The sequence below is a fragment of the Chondrinema litorale genome, from assembly GCF_026250525.1.
Taxonomy (GTDB): Bacteria; Bacteroidota; Bacteroidia; order Cytophagales; family Flammeovirgaceae; genus Chondrinema; species Chondrinema litorale.
On sequence record NZ_CP111043.1, the window covers coordinates 2,610,503 to 2,626,982 of the forward strand.

At 34.3% G+C, this 16,480-nt stretch carries 13 protein-coding genes; 5 read left to right on the top strand and 8 right to left on the bottom strand.

Annotated elements, in window-relative coordinates:
- Window positions 1-132: 132 nt before the first annotated feature.
- Window positions 133-1,755 carry an aminopeptidase gene (locus OQ292_RS10805; RefSeq protein ID WP_284682140.1) on the top strand — a complete coding sequence of 541 codons (1,623 nt, stop codon included), beginning with the start codon at window positions 133-135 and terminating at the stop codon, window positions 1,753-1,755.
- A 12-nt stretch (window positions 1,756-1,767) separates the two neighbouring features.
- On the opposite strand, the gene OQ292_RS10810 is transcribed toward OQ292_RS10805, so the two are convergent.
- Together OQ292_RS10810 and OQ292_RS10815 are read right to left on the bottom strand one after the other, a co-directional pair.
- A complete protein-coding gene (locus tag OQ292_RS10810) occupies window positions 1,768-3,588 on the bottom strand; it encodes a MutS-related protein (protein WP_284682141.1) in 1,821 nt (606 codons plus the stop codon).
- Window positions 3,581-4,492, bottom strand: coding sequence for a TIGR01777 family oxidoreductase (locus OQ292_RS10815; RefSeq protein ID WP_284682142.1), 912 nt, complete (start codon window positions 4,490-4,492; stop codon window positions 3,581-3,583). Before OQ292_RS10815 ends, OQ292_RS10810 begins: the two co-directional genes overlap by 8 nt.
- Before the next feature lie 197 nt (window positions 4,493-4,689).
- Between OQ292_RS10815 and OQ292_RS10820 the strand changes: the two genes are divergently transcribed.
- Window positions 4,690-5,151 (top strand): nuclear transport factor 2 family protein, encoded by a 462-nt coding sequence (locus OQ292_RS10820; protein WP_284682143.1) that lies wholly within the window; start codon window positions 4,690-4,692, stop codon window positions 5,149-5,151.
- Between the two features lie 12 nt (window positions 5,152-5,163).
- On the opposite strand, the gene OQ292_RS10825 is transcribed toward OQ292_RS10820, so the two are convergent.
- Genes OQ292_RS10825 through OQ292_RS10835 form a run of 3 tightly spaced genes read right to left on the bottom strand, consistent with a single transcriptional unit; the run spans window position 5,164 to window position 8,750 of the window.
- The gene (locus OQ292_RS10825; RefSeq protein WP_284682144.1) at window positions 5,164-5,928 is read right to left on the bottom strand and encodes a glycosyltransferase family 2 protein; all 765 of its coding nucleotides are present in this window, start codon (window positions 5,926-5,928) and stop codon (window positions 5,164-5,166) included.
- Window positions 5,929-5,951: 23 nt separating this feature from the next.
- Window positions 5,952-7,040, bottom strand: a complete 1,089-nt coding sequence (locus OQ292_RS10830) for a glycosyltransferase family 4 protein (RefSeq protein ID WP_284682145.1) — start codon at window positions 7,038-7,040, stop codon at window positions 5,952-5,954.
- Between the two features lie 60 nt (window positions 7,041-7,100).
- Window positions 7,101-8,750, bottom strand: a complete 1,650-nt coding sequence (locus OQ292_RS10835) for a mechanosensitive ion channel family protein (protein ID WP_284682146.1) — start codon at window positions 8,748-8,750, stop codon at window positions 7,101-7,103.
- A gap of 189 nt (window positions 8,751-8,939) precedes the next feature.
- Here OQ292_RS10835 and hemA point away from each other — a divergent pair, with 189 nt between their 5' ends.
- The gene (hemA, locus tag OQ292_RS10840; protein WP_284686001.1) at window positions 8,940-10,214 is read left to right on the top strand and encodes a glutamyl-tRNA reductase; all 1,275 of its coding nucleotides are present in this window, start codon (window positions 8,940-8,942) and stop codon (window positions 10,212-10,214) included.
- A 4-nt stretch (window positions 10,215-10,218) separates the two neighbouring features.
- Here the strand turns inward: hemA and OQ292_RS10845 are convergent, their stop codons facing one another.
- Both OQ292_RS10845 and OQ292_RS10850 read right to left on the bottom strand, forming a co-directional pair.
- On the bottom strand, window positions 10,219-11,364 hold the full coding sequence (locus OQ292_RS10845) for a hypothetical protein (RefSeq protein WP_284682147.1): 1,146 nt from the start codon (window positions 11,362-11,364) through the stop codon (window positions 10,219-10,221).
- 39 nt (window positions 11,365-11,403) lie between these two features.
- Window positions 11,404-11,592: a hypothetical protein gene (locus OQ292_RS10850; protein WP_284682148.1), complete on the bottom strand. Its 189-nt coding sequence runs from the start codon at window positions 11,590-11,592 to the stop codon at window positions 11,404-11,406.
- Between the two features lie 222 nt (window positions 11,593-11,814).
- Between OQ292_RS10850 and aspS the strand changes: the two genes are divergently transcribed.
- Window positions 11,815-13,569, top strand: a complete 1,755-nt coding sequence (gene aspS, locus OQ292_RS10855; RefSeq protein WP_284682149.1) for an aspartate--tRNA ligase — start codon at window positions 11,815-11,817, stop codon at window positions 13,567-13,569.
- A 71-nt stretch (window positions 13,570-13,640) separates the two neighbouring features.
- On the opposite strand, the gene OQ292_RS10860 is transcribed toward aspS, so the two are convergent.
- Window positions 13,641-14,681 (bottom strand): hypothetical protein, encoded by a 1,041-nt coding sequence (locus tag OQ292_RS10860; protein ID WP_284682150.1) that lies wholly within the window; start codon window positions 14,679-14,681, stop codon window positions 13,641-13,643.
- 193 nt (window positions 14,682-14,874) lie between these two features.
- Between OQ292_RS10860 and OQ292_RS10865 the strand changes: the two genes are divergently transcribed.
- Window positions 14,875-16,413 carry a hypothetical protein gene (locus tag OQ292_RS10865; RefSeq protein WP_284682151.1) on the top strand — a complete coding sequence of 513 codons (1,539 nt, stop codon included), beginning with the start codon at window positions 14,875-14,877 and terminating at the stop codon, window positions 16,411-16,413.
- Window positions 16,414-16,480: the final 67 nt, after the last annotated feature.

Here is a 16,480-nt window from a genome sequence, read left to right on the forward strand (position 1 = left end):
TTCATCATCATATTTTTCTATTCCTTTAAAATTTATTGAAATATGAACATCTCTTCCATAAGAAATTAGTTATCATATTATGTAAATTTGCTTCACTTACATCAATAAACACATTACTATAAACAGCCGTCTATGTTTTTAGTCCACCTATTTTACAGATATTTCCTTTGGTTAATCGGATGGAAAATAAAAGGAAAGAAACCTAAGGAAGTAAAAAAGTATGTGCTTATACTAGCTCATCATACCTCTAATTGGGATTTCCCCATTGCTGTAGCTGCCCGACCTTTAGTGAAAGTGAATGATGCTCGATTTCTGGGGAAGGCATCGCTCTTTAAATCAAAATTTGGTTTTATATTTTATTGGCTTGGTGGTACTCCGGTTGATAGGAGTAAGCATAATAACTTGGTAGATCAGGTAGCAGAGAAGTACAAAGGACATGAGAAGTATGCGATTACAGTGACGCCAGAAGGTACAAGAAGTTATGTTGATAAGTGGAAAACAGGATTCTATTATATGGCAAAAGCTGCCAATGTGCCTGTTTTAATGGCTTTTATAGATTATAAGAATAGAGAAATTGGGGTGTTGCCAGAACCAATTCATTTAACAGATGATGTAGATGCAGACCTGAAAAGAATCATGGATTTTTATACTACGAAAATCCCGAGGTATCCAGAGAACTCATTGACATTTCATGGAAAGGGAATAAAGCCACCAAAAACCTATAATATTTTTAAGGTTATTCTAAAGCTCTTACTTACATTCATCATTGTGTTTTCTCTTATCAATTTTGAATTGGTGGTTTATGGAGTAAAACAAGCTTACGGGCAGCTCAATATTATTTTTAATGCAAAGCCAGTCACTGAGTTTCTAGAAGATCCTCAATACCCTGAAGAAAGTAAAAGTAAAATTGAATTGATTCAAGAAATCAGGCAGTATGCTTTTGATTCGCTTGGTTTGGATTATTCTAATAGTTACACAAAAATGTACGATCAGCACGATAAACCAATACTTTGGGTGGTAACTGCTTGCAAGCCATTTAAGCTAGAAAATAAAGAATGGTCTTTTCCGCTGTTGGGTACATTTTCATACAAAGGTTATTTTGATAAAAAAGCGATTGATAAAGCAGAAAAGCAGCTGGATAAAGAAGGTTGGGATGTAAGAGTAAGAGAAGTAAATGGTTGGTCTACACTTGGTATACTTAATGACCCTATACTTTCAAACATGTTAAATAGGAGTGAGGGTGATTTGGCAGAATTGATAATCCACGAATTAACTCACGGAACGCTCTTTATCAAAGACAATCTGCAATACAATGAGAATCTGGCAAATTTTGTAGGCGAGGAGGGAGCCAAGAAGTTTTTGATTAGTAAATATGGTGAGTACTCGGCAGAGTATATTTCTTATATCAATAAGCAGCCAGACTATAAGCTTTTCACCAATTACATTCTTTCTTCCACTAAGCGATTAGATTCGCTTTACAATTCTTTTGCTGAACAAGATACCTATGAGGAGAAAGCACTTAAAAAGTCTGAATTAATTTCTGAGATTACCACAGATATGAGAAACCTGCCATTTAGAAATCAAAGGTATAAAGAATACTTTGATAATTTTACGCCAAACAATGCATTCTTTATGGCTTTTGTTAGGTACAGCGGCAGCCAAAATCAGTTTCGAGAAGAGTTCGAGGAGAAGTTTAATAGTAATTTCCAGAAATACTTGTCATACCTGAAAGAGACTTATCCTTCGATGTTTTGAGAAGATGTATGTTTACATCGCTACATCTTCTCCCAAAATACCGAGGTTTTCCATGAGTTTACTGGCACTAAAGCTATGGCACATTCCATCGTGGAGTTTATAGTCAAAATGCAGTTGCTGATTAATAATGGAGCTGTTGAAACTTTTGTTTACAATGTTCTCAGGGAATTTGTCTGCTAGTTGATTCAATTCTAAATCGTGGGTAGAAAGTAAACCAAAGCTATTTTTATCGAAAAGCTGTTTTAAAATGGCATTTACTCCAAGGTGTCTGTCTTTCGAGTTTGTTCCTTTCAATACTTCATCTAAAAGAAAAAATACGGGTTGGTTATCTTTTAATACTTCAAATAGAAGTTTTATTCGCTTCAATTCTGCATAAAAAGCAGAAGTGTTTTCTTCCAATGAATCTTGGATTCTCATGCTTGTAAAAACATCAAAAGCAGAAAGCTTGAGTTGTTTAGCACAAACTGGAGCACCAGTAAATGCAAGTATCGCATTTATGCCCAAGGTTCTTAAAAATGTACTTTTACCAGACATGTTTGACCCTGTAATTAAGATTACTTTGCCCTTTCCATCGAAATGAAAATTGTTGCAAACCCGCTGTGTGGCAGAAATTAATGGATGCCCTAATTCTATAGCTTCGTAGTAATAGTCAGCTTCTGTAATTTCTGGTTGTACAAAATCTGGGTTGATGTAAGCAAAACCAGCAATACTTTGTAGTGCATCAAATTCGGCCAAAGCTTCGAACCAAGTAGCTAACTCATTTGTGTGGTTATCTTTCCATTTTTCTAATTGTAAAGCCCAGTGGATTTCGTAGAGAGTGAAAAGGTTAATCGTCATGGCGAAGTACACATTTTCTCTCACTTCTAGGTTGCTTAAAATGCTACCTAATTTTTTTATAGCAACCGATGCTTTCTCATTATTTATTTCAAGCTTATTATGTATTTCTTTCAGCTTCTCGCTTTTGTATTCATTCTCTTCTAAGACTTTAAATAGCTCAACATAAGTTTTTAAAATTTTAGCACTTTTAACTGTGTCTTCACAAAGAGCTGTAATGGTTTTTCTGTATTTGCCAAGTGCCAAAAAGTTTAATAATAATGGGAAAGCGATAATAATCGGAGGGATATTGTCTAGCACTAAATACAGTGCGACACCTGCAAAAAGTAATGTAGGTAGCAGATAAGCTAAGAGTTTTGGTAAAAACTGATGTAGATCACTGGCTTTTGTATTTACCCATGCTAATAGTCTAGAGATTTCTTCTAAACTACCATGGTGAAACATGCCTTTTGCTTGAAAGTCTTTTCTTAATTCTGATTGATTTTTAAGCTCATCTACTGCTTCTTGCCTTTTGTAAATTGTACTTTTTTCTGCTCGTTTACTTATCCATTGAACCAACAAGTATTTTCCTTTAACCGTAATTGTTCGGTTTAAAGATTTAAAAACGGAAGTGTTGCCAAACAAATCGAGGTCTAAAGCATAAGCATGGTTAGGTGTTAGAAATTCTTCGCCACCATCTTTAATTTTCTTAAATTCATTATTTAACCTGTATATTTCTTCCTGATTCACCTTACTTAGATAAGAATAGTAATCGCGTTTCCAAGCGATTTTTTGATGATATCGGATGATAAAAGCAAATACAGTGAGCAGTATAAAACCTGCGAATATTGCTAACCAGATGTTTATTTTGTCACCAACATACACAATGGCTACAACTGCTGCTACAAAATAAACGATTCTGAGAATGGCGATCAGATTGTATTGTTTGTGTTCATAAGATCGTTTGTCTTCAGCTATTTTAATGCTTTCTTCAAATTTTTGCTGAATTTGTTTAGTCATCTTTAAGTAAGTTATTTAATGCGGTATTGATTTTAGGATAAGTAAATTTAAATCCAGTATTTTCTATCTTTCTAGACGATGCTCTAATCCCTCCGGTTAATACTTCTGCGAATTCGCCTAACACAATGTTTAGTGCAAAACCAGGCACATTTATCGGAAATACTGGTCGAGATATTTTATCTGCAATTGCTTTTGTAAGTGCTTCGTTGGTGAGTGGATGCGGAGAAACTCCATTATAAACTCCACTCATTTTTTCATCTTCTAAAGCCTTTACAAATATATTACAAAGGTCGTCAATGTGAATCCAAGGCATGTATTGTTTGCCTGACGCCAAAGGAGCACCTACAAAAAGTTTAATTGGCATCAATAACTTAGGAAAAGCTCCACCTTCTTCACTTAAAACTATTCCCACTCTAATTGCTACCGTTCTAATATCTAATTCTTGCATTTTAAATGCGGCATCTTCCCAAGCAACACAAACTTGAGCTAAAAAGTCATCTGCTGCTTCAGAATCTTCATCAACCAGTTCATTTCCTCTATCTCCATAAATGCTAATACCAGATGCAGAAATAAAAGCTTTTACGTGGTTTTCTGTATTTTTAATGGTGTTGTAGAGTAAAGCTGCCGATTTGGTTCTGCTCTCAATAATTATTTTTTTGTATTCATCCGTCCATCTTTTATCATACACACTTGCTCCTGCCAGATGAATTATATAATCTGCTTCAGTAATGGCTTCTTCTTCTATTTCCTGCTTATTAATATCCCACTGATAACATTTTATGCCATTTTTGTTACCCTTACTTCGGCTAAGGTAGCTAACTTCATAGCCTTTTGCCTGTAAAATACTGGTAATCTTTTTACCAAGTAAGCCTGTGCCTCCGCTAATCAGAACTTTTTCTGCCATAATTTTATCTTCAAAAAAATAATCGGTTAAATATAAAAATACCTTATATGTAAAATATCAAAATTGCATACAAATACCCTTAATTAAGGTATTAGCAATTGTTGTTTGTAGTTCTAACTGCTGTTTAAAGAAATCGTTAGATAGATGGCACTTTATTGCAAATTATCTTATCTTACATCGATTGTAGAATATGATTTATGGAAGATATAATTACTAGTTTCTATCAGGCATTTCAGCAAAAAGATGCTGCTAAAATGAATGCTTGCTACCACGATGATATTGAGTTTGAAGACCCTGCATTTGGTAAATTAAAAGGAGAAGATGCTAAATGTATGTGGGAGATGCTATGTAAAAATGCTGTAAATTTTAAACTAGAGTTTAGTGATATTAAATCGATAGATAATAGTGGCAGTGCACATTGGGAGGCTTGGTACGATTTCAGTAGAACAGGAAAACGCGTGCATAATATCATTGATGCTAGCTTTGAGCTTAAAGATGGAAAGATTATAAAACATCACGACCATTTTAACCTCCATAGATGGGCAACACAAGCAATGGGTTGGAAAGGTTGGTTACTAGGTGGCACTTCGTTCTTCAAGAAAAAACTACATGAGCAGTCGGGAAAAGCATTAGAAAGATATAAGTTGAAGAAAGTGTAACTCTATTCCTTATTAATTCGCTTTTTTGCTTTTATAAATATCGTGTAGTTTCACAAGCTGCATAAACTTGCTTTGAGCACCTAAAATAGCGATTACCAATCCATAATAGCCATCTAAAAAACCACGCCTTAAAACATAATCGGCAAAGAACTTAAATGTGGGCTTTACTAAAATTTTAAGGAGGTTTACTTTTTTACCTTTTTGGTAAGATGCCTGCGACGATATATTGGTGAATTTGTGGATTTGTAAAGTATGTTGTGCGATATTGTAAAAAGTGTAATGTAAAAGGTCGCCTTTAATCCATGATGTTTTACAACCTTCTTGCATTTCGAATTTATCGTGAGGGTTTAATCCTGCCCATTTTCCCTTTCTGCTATCCCAAAGTCTCAGTTTTTTATCAGGATACCATCTGCCGTGTTTAATCCACTTTCCACAATAGTTAGATAGCCTGTTAAAGAAATATCCGTCGTGTTCAAAGTTTTGCTTAACTGCTAAAATTGACTTTTTAAGTTCATCGCTCAAGGCTTCATCAGCATCTAAAGAGAGTATGTGTGGGTAAGTTGCCTGCGTTATAGCATAGTTTTTTTGTTCAATATGTCCTTCAAAAGCATTCTTGATAAAACTTGCTCCATGTTCAAGAGATATTTCTTCAGTTTTATCTGTCGAAAATGAATCTATAACTACAATTTCATCAGCTATATCTTTTACTGAAGCAAGGCAGCGCCCTATGTTTTTTTCTTCATTAAAAGTGATGACAACAACAGAAAGCTTAACCATTTTAGTTTTTCAGGTATTTGAACTTACTTTTTTTTTAATAAAGATGCGAAGAGATTTTCAATTCCGGCTAGGGTATTATCTAAAGAAAAATTTTCACTGGCTGTTTTATAACCGTTTGTAATAAGTTTTTCTCTTAAAGCATCATCTTCAAATAGCTTTTCAATTTTCTCAGCAAGTTGTTTGGTATTGGCATTTTCGAATAACAAGCCATTTTCGCCATCTTTTACAAGATCTGGGTTTCCTGCTGCGTCTGTAGCAATTACTGGTACTTTTAAAAACATTGCTTCAAGTAGAGATTGAGATAAACCTTCAATCGTACTTGCTAACACTTTGATGTCAAAAAGCTTATAGAGATGTAAAATTTCGGGGCCAGATAATATTCCAGTAAAAAACACATCATGCTTTACAGGGTATTGATCTATAATACTATCCCAGTGAGGTTGTTTTTCAATTCCACCGAAAATAACTTTCACTTTAAAAGGAACATATTTAAGCGCTTCTATAATTTGCTCTTGCTCTTTTAGCCTAGAAATACATCCGATTACTTTATCGCCTGGTACTATACCATATTCCTTTTTTAATGCCTCAATTTTTAGAGGGTCAAGGTTATCGTATTTTTCTTTAGGAGTACCATTATAAACTACAGCGATATGTTTATCTGGAATTCCGCCAGCCATTAGGCTTTTTTTAACCCCATCGCTTACTGCAATTACCTTGTCAGTACCTTTTACATAAACCAGATTCTGGAAAAACCCACCCATGCTTTTGGATATTTGCCTACGGGTGTGGATTACTTTAACAGGTAATTGATACATCCATTTGGCAAAAACACTGGTATATCTATCGTAGCTTGATTGTGCATTAATAAACTCTATATTCTCAGATTTTACCAATTGTTTAATTTGGTAAACATTATCAAAATCAAATCGACCACTAAAAGTCATAGGTACTCGAATTACACCAGTATCTTCTAATAGTTCAAATAATAGACTTTCTTTTCTTAGCCCTACAAATACTCTGTGCCCACGTGCTGCCAGACCTTTGGCAAGGTATGATATTGAATTTGTCGACCCGGCAACGTCTCCCTGATAGGTTAAAATTAGTATGTTCATTTCTTAATTAAGTTCCTGCTAATTTAGTAGTATAATTTGAAAGCAAACAATTCACCTTTTTTAATTTTTTGCTTGCTTACCTTCCTGCAGGTATTTTAGCTTAGCCATAAAGGCGTTTTTCGAAATATCGTAGTCAGGTGTTAGTGATTTTTTTTCGGGGAATGTTTCCACATGTAGTGTAGAAGTTGGAAACGCAAATCGCACTTCTAATTTATTTGCCAGGTGAATAATATCTATCATAATTTCCCCACGTGCTTTCAGCTCTCCACTCCAATCGGGTACGCTAAAGAATATATAAAATAAAATATCTAGAGAAGAAGCTCCAAAATTATTCATATGTATTTCGTAATAATCTTTTCTAGTATCTGGATGATTTTTTACAATTTGCTTTAATCCCTCAATAAAAGCTTCTATCAATTCGGGAGGTGTGTCGTAAGTAATAGCAATATTAGTTTTGAACCTCCTATAAATACGCATTCCCATATTGTCGATAGTCATATCTGCTATGTTTCCATTGGGAATAGACACAACAGAATTATGAAAAGTTCTAACTCGGGTAGATCTAAAACCAACTTCTTCCACTGTTCCATCCACTCCATCTGTTACAATCCAGTCGCCAACAGTAAAAGGTCTATCAACAAATATCATTAGTGAGCCAAAAAGGTTTTTAAGTGTATCTTGTGCGGCTAACGCAAATGCCAAACCTCCAATTGAAATTCCGGCTAGTAAACCAGTAATGTCAAACTCTAGGTTTTGGAGGATGAAAATAACTCCACCTATAATCACAAAAATTTTGAGCGACTTTCTTAATAAAGGAATTAACTGGTCGTCTAAAGTAGTTTCTGTTTTTGAAGTGATTTTTTCAAGGTAATAGCAAAGCACATTAATCATTTTATAAATGACCATTACCACAAAAAATGGAAGTAGTGCATTTAGTATTTTAATAATGTACTGAGATATAAATATTGGGAATTGTAATACAGGAAAGGTTATAGCTGCAAACCAACATATTACCAATAAACTGATTGGTTTAGCTACTGGCACAATGTAATTCCCTGCAATAGTATCTTTTCTAAACCTCTCTAAAAGTCTAACTAAAACTTTTTCGATAAAGAAAGTAAATATTTTATGAGCAACAAAACATATGAAGATTAGTAAAAGAAGCCCAATGTGCTGCCAAACGTAGAGTCCAATATATTTTTTACCTGCAACTTTGCCTCCGTCAGAAATAAAATGAACTAGATCTAATAGCTCACTGGTACCAAATGGGTATACATCTTTATGGATAGCATCAATCTGTTTTACAGTATTTGCAGAATAAAGCCATTTATTTCCCACTTTTTCTAAATAAATACTGGGTAAACTGGAAACTACCACATATTTATTTTGGTTGTTTCTTAGGGAATCTGTGTAATTTGGATCTTGGGGAATTATTTCAGGATCAATATAATTACCTGTTCCATCATAGATCTGCTTAAGCTTAACTGCCAGTTTTACCTTTTGATCTTCAGAAAGATTTTCAGCATTTAATGATTGAGCTGCAATTTTAGGGTAGTAACTATCTTCTTGCAAATACTGCAAATGCGTTACAACAGTATTGTAAGGCGTAGATAAATTGGCACTTGGCGTATCTTTCTCATTTGTTTGTGCAAAACAATTGGAATAAAGAAAGATGAAAAAAAATAATATGCTGGTCTGTGTTTTATACATTTTTACTATAGAATAATTAGTGCAAAAGTAATTAGACTTTTTATAAATAAGGTTTTCTGCGATAAGTCATGAAAAAAAACTGATAGAAATCATAAGCCGAATAAATGCATAGTTAGTACTTTTGCTTTTATATGACTTTTCATTTGGAATTTCATTGGCTAAATTTGCGGCAACCAATCTCAAAACATGATGCAATCTCAGTTTAAGGCAATTTCTATATCTTACAAAAATGCACCACTAAGTATTAGAGAACAAATCTCACTAGATGAGAAAGAGTGTGGTAGCTTAATGAGGAAGATTCTGGAAATCACATCAGTTTCGGAGGCCTTGGTATTATCAACCTGTAATAGAACAGAAGTATACTACTCCTCTCAAGAAGATCAATCTAAAACACTCATTCAATTACTTTGTGTAGAAAGAGGTATTGCAAACTCTGATGAAATAATCCCTTACTTTCAAGTGGTTAATGATCAGAATGAGGCTGCGATTCATTTGTTTAATGTATCGATTGGTTTAGAATCTCAAGTAGTTGGCGATTTACAAATTACAAATCAGGTTAAAAGAGCCTATCAGTTATCTGCAGATTTGCAGGCAGCTGGCCCTTTTTTACACCGTTTAATGCACACCATTTTCTTTACTAATAAGAAAGTTGTACAAGAAACCGCTTTTAGAGATGGAGCCGCATCAGTTTCTTATGCAGCAGTAGAATTGGTAGAAGAGCTTACTTTTGATAAAGCAGATCCTAAAGTTTTGGTGGTAGGTGTTGGTGAGATTGGTTCTGATGTAGTGAGAAACTTACAGAATACGCACATTAAAGATGTAACTATTGTAAACAGAACAATTTCTAAAGCAGTAACATTAGCACAAGAGTGTGATTATAAAGTTGCTCCTTTTGAGAACTTATGGGAAGAAGCAGAAAAGGCTGATGTAATTATTAGTTCTGTTGCTGGCCACGAGCCATTCTTTACTAAAGAGAGAGTTACAAATTTAAATCTACTTACCTACAAAATATTTATTGATCTTTCTGTACCTAGAAGTGTAGAAAAAAATGTTGAGGAAATTCCAGGTGCAATTGTTCATAATGTAGATGATATTAACAATCGTGCTTCTCAGGCATTAGAAAGGAGAAAGGCTTCAATTCCATTAGTTAGAGAAATTATTGCTCAATCTGTAGAAGAGTTTAATGAGTGGTCTAAAGAAATGATCTTTTCTCCAACTATTCAAAAGCTGAAAAATGCACTTGAGCAAATCAGACAGGAAGAGTTGAGTCGCTACATGAAACAGCTCAATGAAAAAGAGACTGAGAAAGTAGAGATGATCACCAGAAATATGATGAATAAAATCATAAAATTACCGGTGTTACAGTTAAAAGCTGCTTGTAAAAGAGGCGAGGCTGAAACTCTTGTAGATCTTCTTAATGATTTATTTAACCTAGAGGCTAACGCGGAGCAAGCTGAGAAATAAGTATTTAGTCAATAAATACTTTCTTAACATAAGGATTCTTTTTGCCTCCTTTCCATATATATCCATCAATGATATAGTGAGAAACCTGTGGTATTGAAAGCATTGCTAAGGCAAAAGCTTGAAAAAATACAGTGGTTGCGGCATTAAATGGATAGGCAAATAGGTTTTCGAATAGCGGTTGTTTTTCTCTATATAGAAACATATCCCACATATATTCTTCTCCGAAAGCAAGTAGTAAGATCAGTGAAAGCATAAAAGCAATACTCAATCCTCCCTTTACTAGATTCTTTCTTGTAGTGGCTTTACTTTTAATTTTCTTTTTCTTCTCTACATAATATAGAATTAGCACTATATAAGGTATTCCATGAGCAACTACATTGGTTAATGAAAATACAATGTCTGAATTAAAATAGACAATACCCAAATACCAGTTTCCGGCAGTGGTAAGCACCCATAAAACTTTTCCTGTGGCTATTTTGCGAAATTGCTTTTTAGAAAGTAGAATTTCCTCAGTTAACCAAGCAGCAATAATTAGCCAGTAAAATATATTGGCAAACTGTAGTACTCCTTGCAAAACAGGTTCAATGTTTTGTAAATGCTGAGTTAGTGTGCCTCCAATATTGAAAAAATCTTCTTTTACAAACCAGTTAAAAGCCCTATTTCCGCTTAAATGCCAGTATATAACAGGATAGATCATTGAGAAATAAATGATCCATTTATCATTAAAAATCTTATGTAATTTTTTGCCAAACTTTGCATTATAAAGCGCTAAAAATCCGTACTGCTGCTTTATAAAATGATATAATGCTAAATAAGCTAGTACACGCCAGTACCATAAATGAGAGGTAAATGCCAGCAAAAATAGACAGATAAAACTGACGAGCGGTGTGTAGATGAGTAGATTTTTGTGGTTATTAAACTCCTCTTTGTCAAGATAAGTTCTAAAAATAGTGCTCCATACATGGCTGACATCAATACCTAGAATGAATACAGCCCAAAACCACAAAGGTAAATCTTTATTTAAAACAGATTCAGGTAAACTAAAACATATAATCCAGCAGACCCAAACCGGCAACATTAAAATAAATAGATCGGTGTTTCGGGAAAAAAGCCAAGTTTTATTGCTTATTATCTCTGCTTGCTTATTCATACACTAAATTTAGTGCTTATGATTAGTTTACAGAAAAAATTAACGGATAAAAAATAAATAACTAACTAAAGCAATAGCTCCGATTGGCAAAGCAGCAACGAAAAACCAACTTGCCCATAACATCCATTTATTATCAGCAATTTCTGATCGCCGAATAATGTGTTGATTGATTGAATTCGATTCTTCTGAATAATTAAACCCAGAATTTTGATCTCTTAGCGTGGTCATAATCTAATTAAAAAAATTAAGGTATATAATGTATAACAGTATTCTAAAAACAAAAGTTGATAGTTTGTGATTAATGCCAAGAAGTTATAAGATAGTGAAGTCTAGTAAAATTTCAGAAGATGTGATAGTTTTGACCTGAGAAAAGATAATTTTGCTAGAAGATAGTTATTATCTGTATTTAAGATTGTTAACAATATTACAAATATAATTCCATCTATAAAAATGCTGAGAACAAATACATGTGGTGAGCTGAGAATTTCCGATGTAGGAAAAAAGGTTAAATTAAACGGTTGGGTACAGCGAGTTAGAGATAAAGGCGCGCTGGTTTGGATAGACTTAAGAGACCGTTATGGTATAACTCAGATATTCGGTGAAGAAGGAGTTACCGATAAGGAGTTGCTTAACCAGATGAAAGAGCTTGGGAGAGAATTTGTAATAAGTGTAGAAGGAGAAGTTGCAGAACGATTCTCAAAAAATGATAAAATTCCTACTGGAGATATCGAATTGAAAATAGAGAAACTAGAAGTGCTAAACGAATCTAAAGTTCCTCCATTTAAAATAGAAAACGAAACTGATGGTGGAGAAGACCTCAGAATGAAATATCGCTACCTAGATCTTAGAAGAGATGTTGTAAGAAGCAGTTTGCAAATAAGACACAGAATGGCGAAATCTGTGAGAGATTATTTAGATCATCAGGAATTTATCGAGGTAGAAACTCCTGTGTTGATAAAATCTACACCAGAAGGTGCTAGAGACTTTCTTGTTCCTTCTAGAATGAATCCAGGTGAGTTTTATGCTTTGCCGCAATCTCCCCAAACATTTAAGCAAATTTTGATGGTAGCTGGTTTCGACCGTTATTTTCAATTGGTTAAATGTTTTAGAGACGAAGATTTAAGAGCAGACCGCCAACCAGAGTTTACTCAAATAGACTGCGAAATGTCTTTTGTTGAAAGAGAAGATATTTTACAAACATTTGAAGGCTTAGCTAAATACTTATTCAAGGAAGTTAAAGGTATTGAGGTTGAGGATTTCCCAAGAATGGAATATGCTGATGCGATGAGCCTTTATGGTTCTGATAAACCAGATATTCGTTTTGAAATGACTTTTAAAGACCTTAATGAAGTAGCAAAAGGTAAAGGCTTTAAAGTCTTTGATGATTCTGAAGCTGTTTTGGGGATATGTGTAAAAGGTTGTGCAGAATATACAAGAAAGCAATTAGACGAAATTACTAATTGGGTTAAAAGACCTCAGATAGGAGCAAAAGGGCTTGTTTATGTAAAATGCAATGCCGATGGAAGCTACAAATCATCAGTTGATAAATTCTTTAATCAGGATGATTTAAAAGCTTGGGCTGAGGTTTCAGGTGCAGAAGCTAACGATTTGCTTTTAGTACTTTCTGGTGATTTAAAGAAAACCAGAAAAGCACTGGGCGAATTGAGACTAGAGATGGGTTCAAGACTTGGTTTGAGAGATAAGAATGTATTTAAACCATTGTGGGTTGTGAACTTTCCATTGTTGGAGTGGGACGAAGAGTCTGAAAGATTCCATGCAATGCACCATCCATTTACCTCGCCAATTCCGGAAGACCTTAAAAAATTGGAAACAGAGCCAGGAGAAGTAAGAGCGAATGCTTATGACATGGTTATCAATGGTGTTGAAATCGGAGGTGGTTCTATTAGAATTCATAACAGAGATGTACAGTCTCGTATGTTTGATGCATTAGGTTTCACTAAAGAAGAAGCTCAAGCACAGTTTGGATTCTTACTAGAAGCTTTTGAATACGGTGCTCCGCCACATGGTGGTATTGCATTTGGTTTCGACCGTTTATGTTCTTTATTCGGTGGTTCAGATTCAATCAGAGACTTTATCGCATTCCCGAAAAATACTTCAGGAAGAGATGTTATGATTGATTCTCCTTCGCCAGCATCTTTAGAACAACTTAAAGAGTTAGGTATAAAATTGTTCGAAGAGAAATAAGAGAATAATATTAGAGTAAACAAAAAAGGCTCAGATTCTAGAATCTGAGCCTTTTTTGTTTTAATAATTTATTATTTGCCATTCTCAGGGCATTTGCCTTTTTTCCAGTTAGAAACTCCATCTTCTGCTGCTTTATAAGGGTTTTTATAGGTTTTACCATTACAACCACATACAAAATCTGTTTCACTAGAATTAAAAATTTTAACTTTCTGCTGTTCTTGCTCGCATGGTAATTCAGCGTTCAATTGTTCTATATCGTAGGTAGCAAAAAGTGCTTCTTGAGTTCTAGTACATTTACTGGTAATAAAATATCCAGATACTTCAGACGAAGCATAAACCAAATATGACTCACCTTCGAAAAACATCATATCGCAAGAAGTGTAAGCAGTTGCAACCACTACTGTTCTACCAAAGCCAAATTCGCCTTTCCAGTGTTGCTCAATTTCAAAAAATACTTCTTCAAAATCACCATTTTCGCTTGGGTATACACTGGTTACTTTCCCTACAAATACAGCTTCTGATGAATTGTATGCTTCGATTGGTGTTTGTTCTAGCTCTTTGCAGTCGCATGGAACGTACTCATTATTTTTAAAAGTACCCTGTTCAACTTTTCCGTCGTAATACATCAGAATGCCTTTGCCATTCATCATATCGTCTTTCCATTCTCCAATGTATTGTGTGCCAGATGCCCAAACATGTTTTCCTTGGCCGTTACTTTTGCTATTTTTAAAGTGGCCTTCGTGCGAACTACCATCTGACAGCTTTAAGATGCCAAAGCCATGGTATTTATCATTTTTAAATTCGCCTGTATAATAAGTACCATCTGGAAATGTGAGTGTACCTCTGCCGCTTTTTTCGCCATTTTCCCAGTATCCATCATATTTATAGCCTTGATAAGTAAAAATACCTTTGCCATTCATTGTGCCGTATTTCCACATGCCTGTGTATTTACTGCCATCTGGCCAAATGCAAGTGCCTCTTCCATGTCTTTGCCCTTTGCGAAATTTCCCATCATACTTACCTTGTTCAGGTATTTTTTTTTGAGTATCCTGAGCAAGAGAAATTTGAGCTAATAGTGTAATTGTGAGTAATAGTGTCCAGAATTTAAGCATGATAATTTGTTATATAGTTTCACTAAATTACTAAATCGTGTTTACACAACAATACATTGATTCTGCAATTCAGTTCCCTTATTCTACATTTCGATACAAATCAATTTTACTATAATTAAATAGTATGCATAATTGTAAGGTAATTAATTTTTAAGTAATAACAATTTTAGTAATAAGCGGAGCTAAAACCGATATGAAACAATATTTAATTTTTATTCCGATGTTTTTCCTTTTAAGTAACTTTTTATTTGCCCAGAAAGTTAGCACGCGTATAAGTGTTCGAGACGATAGGGGAGAGTATTCATACAAATCTAGCGATACATTTTCTTCTTATGAGATTAAGTATAAAGGGAAAATTACTATTACAGACGATGAGAAAGGCATTGCTTCTATATCTCCCGGAGGGTATTTTAAGGTAAGTAAAACAACTTTTGGTAACAAGAGAGCTGTTGCAATCGAAAGTAATTCTAACGGGCAGCTTAACTATGAATATTTTTCTGGTAAATCTAGAGAAGATTTTAATGAAGAAGGAAAATCGTGGCTAGCAGATATTATGCTCGATGTACTCAGAAAAACAGGTTTGGGTGCAGATATTAGAGTAAAGCGATTGTATAATTCTGGTGGAATTGATAAGGTTTTAAATGAAATCTCAGAAATAGAAAGTAGCTCTGTACAAGGCTTGTATTTTGAGAACTTACTTGAACTCAAAAATTTAAAGAAAGGAGAGCCTGGTCTTATTGCTAAAAAGATAGGTTATGTAATTAGCTCTAGTAGTGAGAAGGGAAGGATTTTTAGAAAGTATGCAAGTAAGTTTTTACAAGATGAAAGTTCTGCCGATGCATATTTCGAAGGTGTAAGCAGAATAACATCTAGTAGCGAAAAGGGCAGTGTATTAAGAAGTGTGCTTAAGAATAATAAACTATCTGTAGCTGCTTTAACCAAGTTATTAGAAACTGCTGAGGAGATTAGCTCTAGTAGTGAGACTGGCAGTGTATTGCGTACTGTAAATGAAGTGTTTGTTAATAATGAAGCTTTTATAGAAGCATATTTTAATACAGTAGATCATATAACAAGTAGTTCTGAGCGAGGAAGTGTATTAAGAAGTTTAATGCAAAAGAATACAATTAATGCCCGAGCTATGGAAAGACTGCTAAAGAGCTCATCTAAAATATCATCAAGTTCAGAACAGGGATCAATTCTCAGGGCTGCAGTTGAAAAAGGCTTGCACAATGACCAGAAAGTACAAACACAGTTTTTTGATGCTTTAGATAGAATTAGTAGTACATCTGAAAAAGGTTCTGTGCTCAGAAGTTTACTTTCAGAAACTACATTGACTAATGAGTCAATGGTAATGGTTTTTAAAGGTATCAGAAGTATTTCTTCTAGCTCAGAGAAAGGAGCTACTTTAAGAAAGAGCTTCCATTTAGTAGGTAAATCTACCATAGCAGATCAGGAGTTTTTTAAAGCAGTTGAATCGATTGATAGTAGTTCTGAGAAAGGGAATGTGTTATCATCTTTAACTGATGAAAATAATCTTTCAGAAAGTGTTATTTTACAAATATTGAAAGCGAGTGAAACGATCTCATCTAGTTCAGAAAAAGGTCATGTGTTAGTAAGTGTGAGTAAAGTGATGGATAAATCTAACACTAAGTTAAAAGATGCTTACAAAGAGGCTGCTAGAACAATCAGTTCAGATTCGGAATACAGAAGAGTGATGGAAGAAATGTACTAATGCGATTTATTAAAAACCGAGTAAATTCACTGAAACTAATTACTCTAATCTATTTCTGAATAACCTT

Coding starts and splice junctions, on each gene's coding strand:
- OQ292_RS10805 (WP_284682140.1), top strand. CDS start 133: ATGTTTTTAGTCCACCTATTTTACAGATATTTCCTTTGGTTAATCGGA.
- OQ292_RS10810 (WP_284682141.1), bottom strand. CDS start 3,588: ATGACTAAACAAATTCAGCAAAAATTTGAAGAAAGCATTAAAATAGCT.
- OQ292_RS10815 (WP_284682142.1), bottom strand. CDS start 4,492: ATGGCAGAAAAAGTTCTGATTAGCGGAGGCACAGGCTTACTTGGTAAA.
- OQ292_RS10820 (WP_284682143.1), top strand. CDS start 4,690: ATGGAAGATATAATTACTAGTTTCTATCAGGCATTTCAGCAAAAAGAT.
- OQ292_RS10825 (WP_284682144.1), bottom strand. CDS start 5,928: ATGGTTAAGCTTTCTGTTGTTGTCATCACTTTTAATGAAGAAAAAAAC.
- OQ292_RS10830 (WP_284682145.1), bottom strand. CDS start 7,040: ATGAACATACTAATTTTAACCTATCAGGGAGACGTTGCCGGGTCGACA.
- OQ292_RS10835 (WP_284682146.1), bottom strand. CDS start 8,750: ATGTATAAAACACAGACCAGCATATTATTTTTTTTCATCTTTCTTTAT.
- hemA (WP_284686001.1), top strand. CDS start 8,940: ATGCAATCTCAGTTTAAGGCAATTTCTATATCTTACAAAAATGCACCA.
- OQ292_RS10845 (WP_284682147.1), bottom strand. CDS start 11,364: ATGAATAAGCAAGCAGAGATAATAAGCAATAAAACTTGGCTTTTTTCC.
- OQ292_RS10850 (WP_284682148.1), bottom strand. CDS start 11,592: ATGACCACGCTAAGAGATCAAAATTCTGGGTTTAATTATTCAGAAGAA.
- aspS (WP_284682149.1), top strand. CDS start 11,815: ATGCTGAGAACAAATACATGTGGTGAGCTGAGAATTTCCGATGTAGGA.
- OQ292_RS10860 (WP_284682150.1), bottom strand. CDS start 14,681: ATGCTTAAATTCTGGACACTATTACTCACAATTACACTATTAGCTCAA.
- OQ292_RS10865 (WP_284682151.1), top strand. CDS start 14,875: ATGAAACAATATTTAATTTTTATTCCGATGTTTTTCCTTTTAAGTAAC.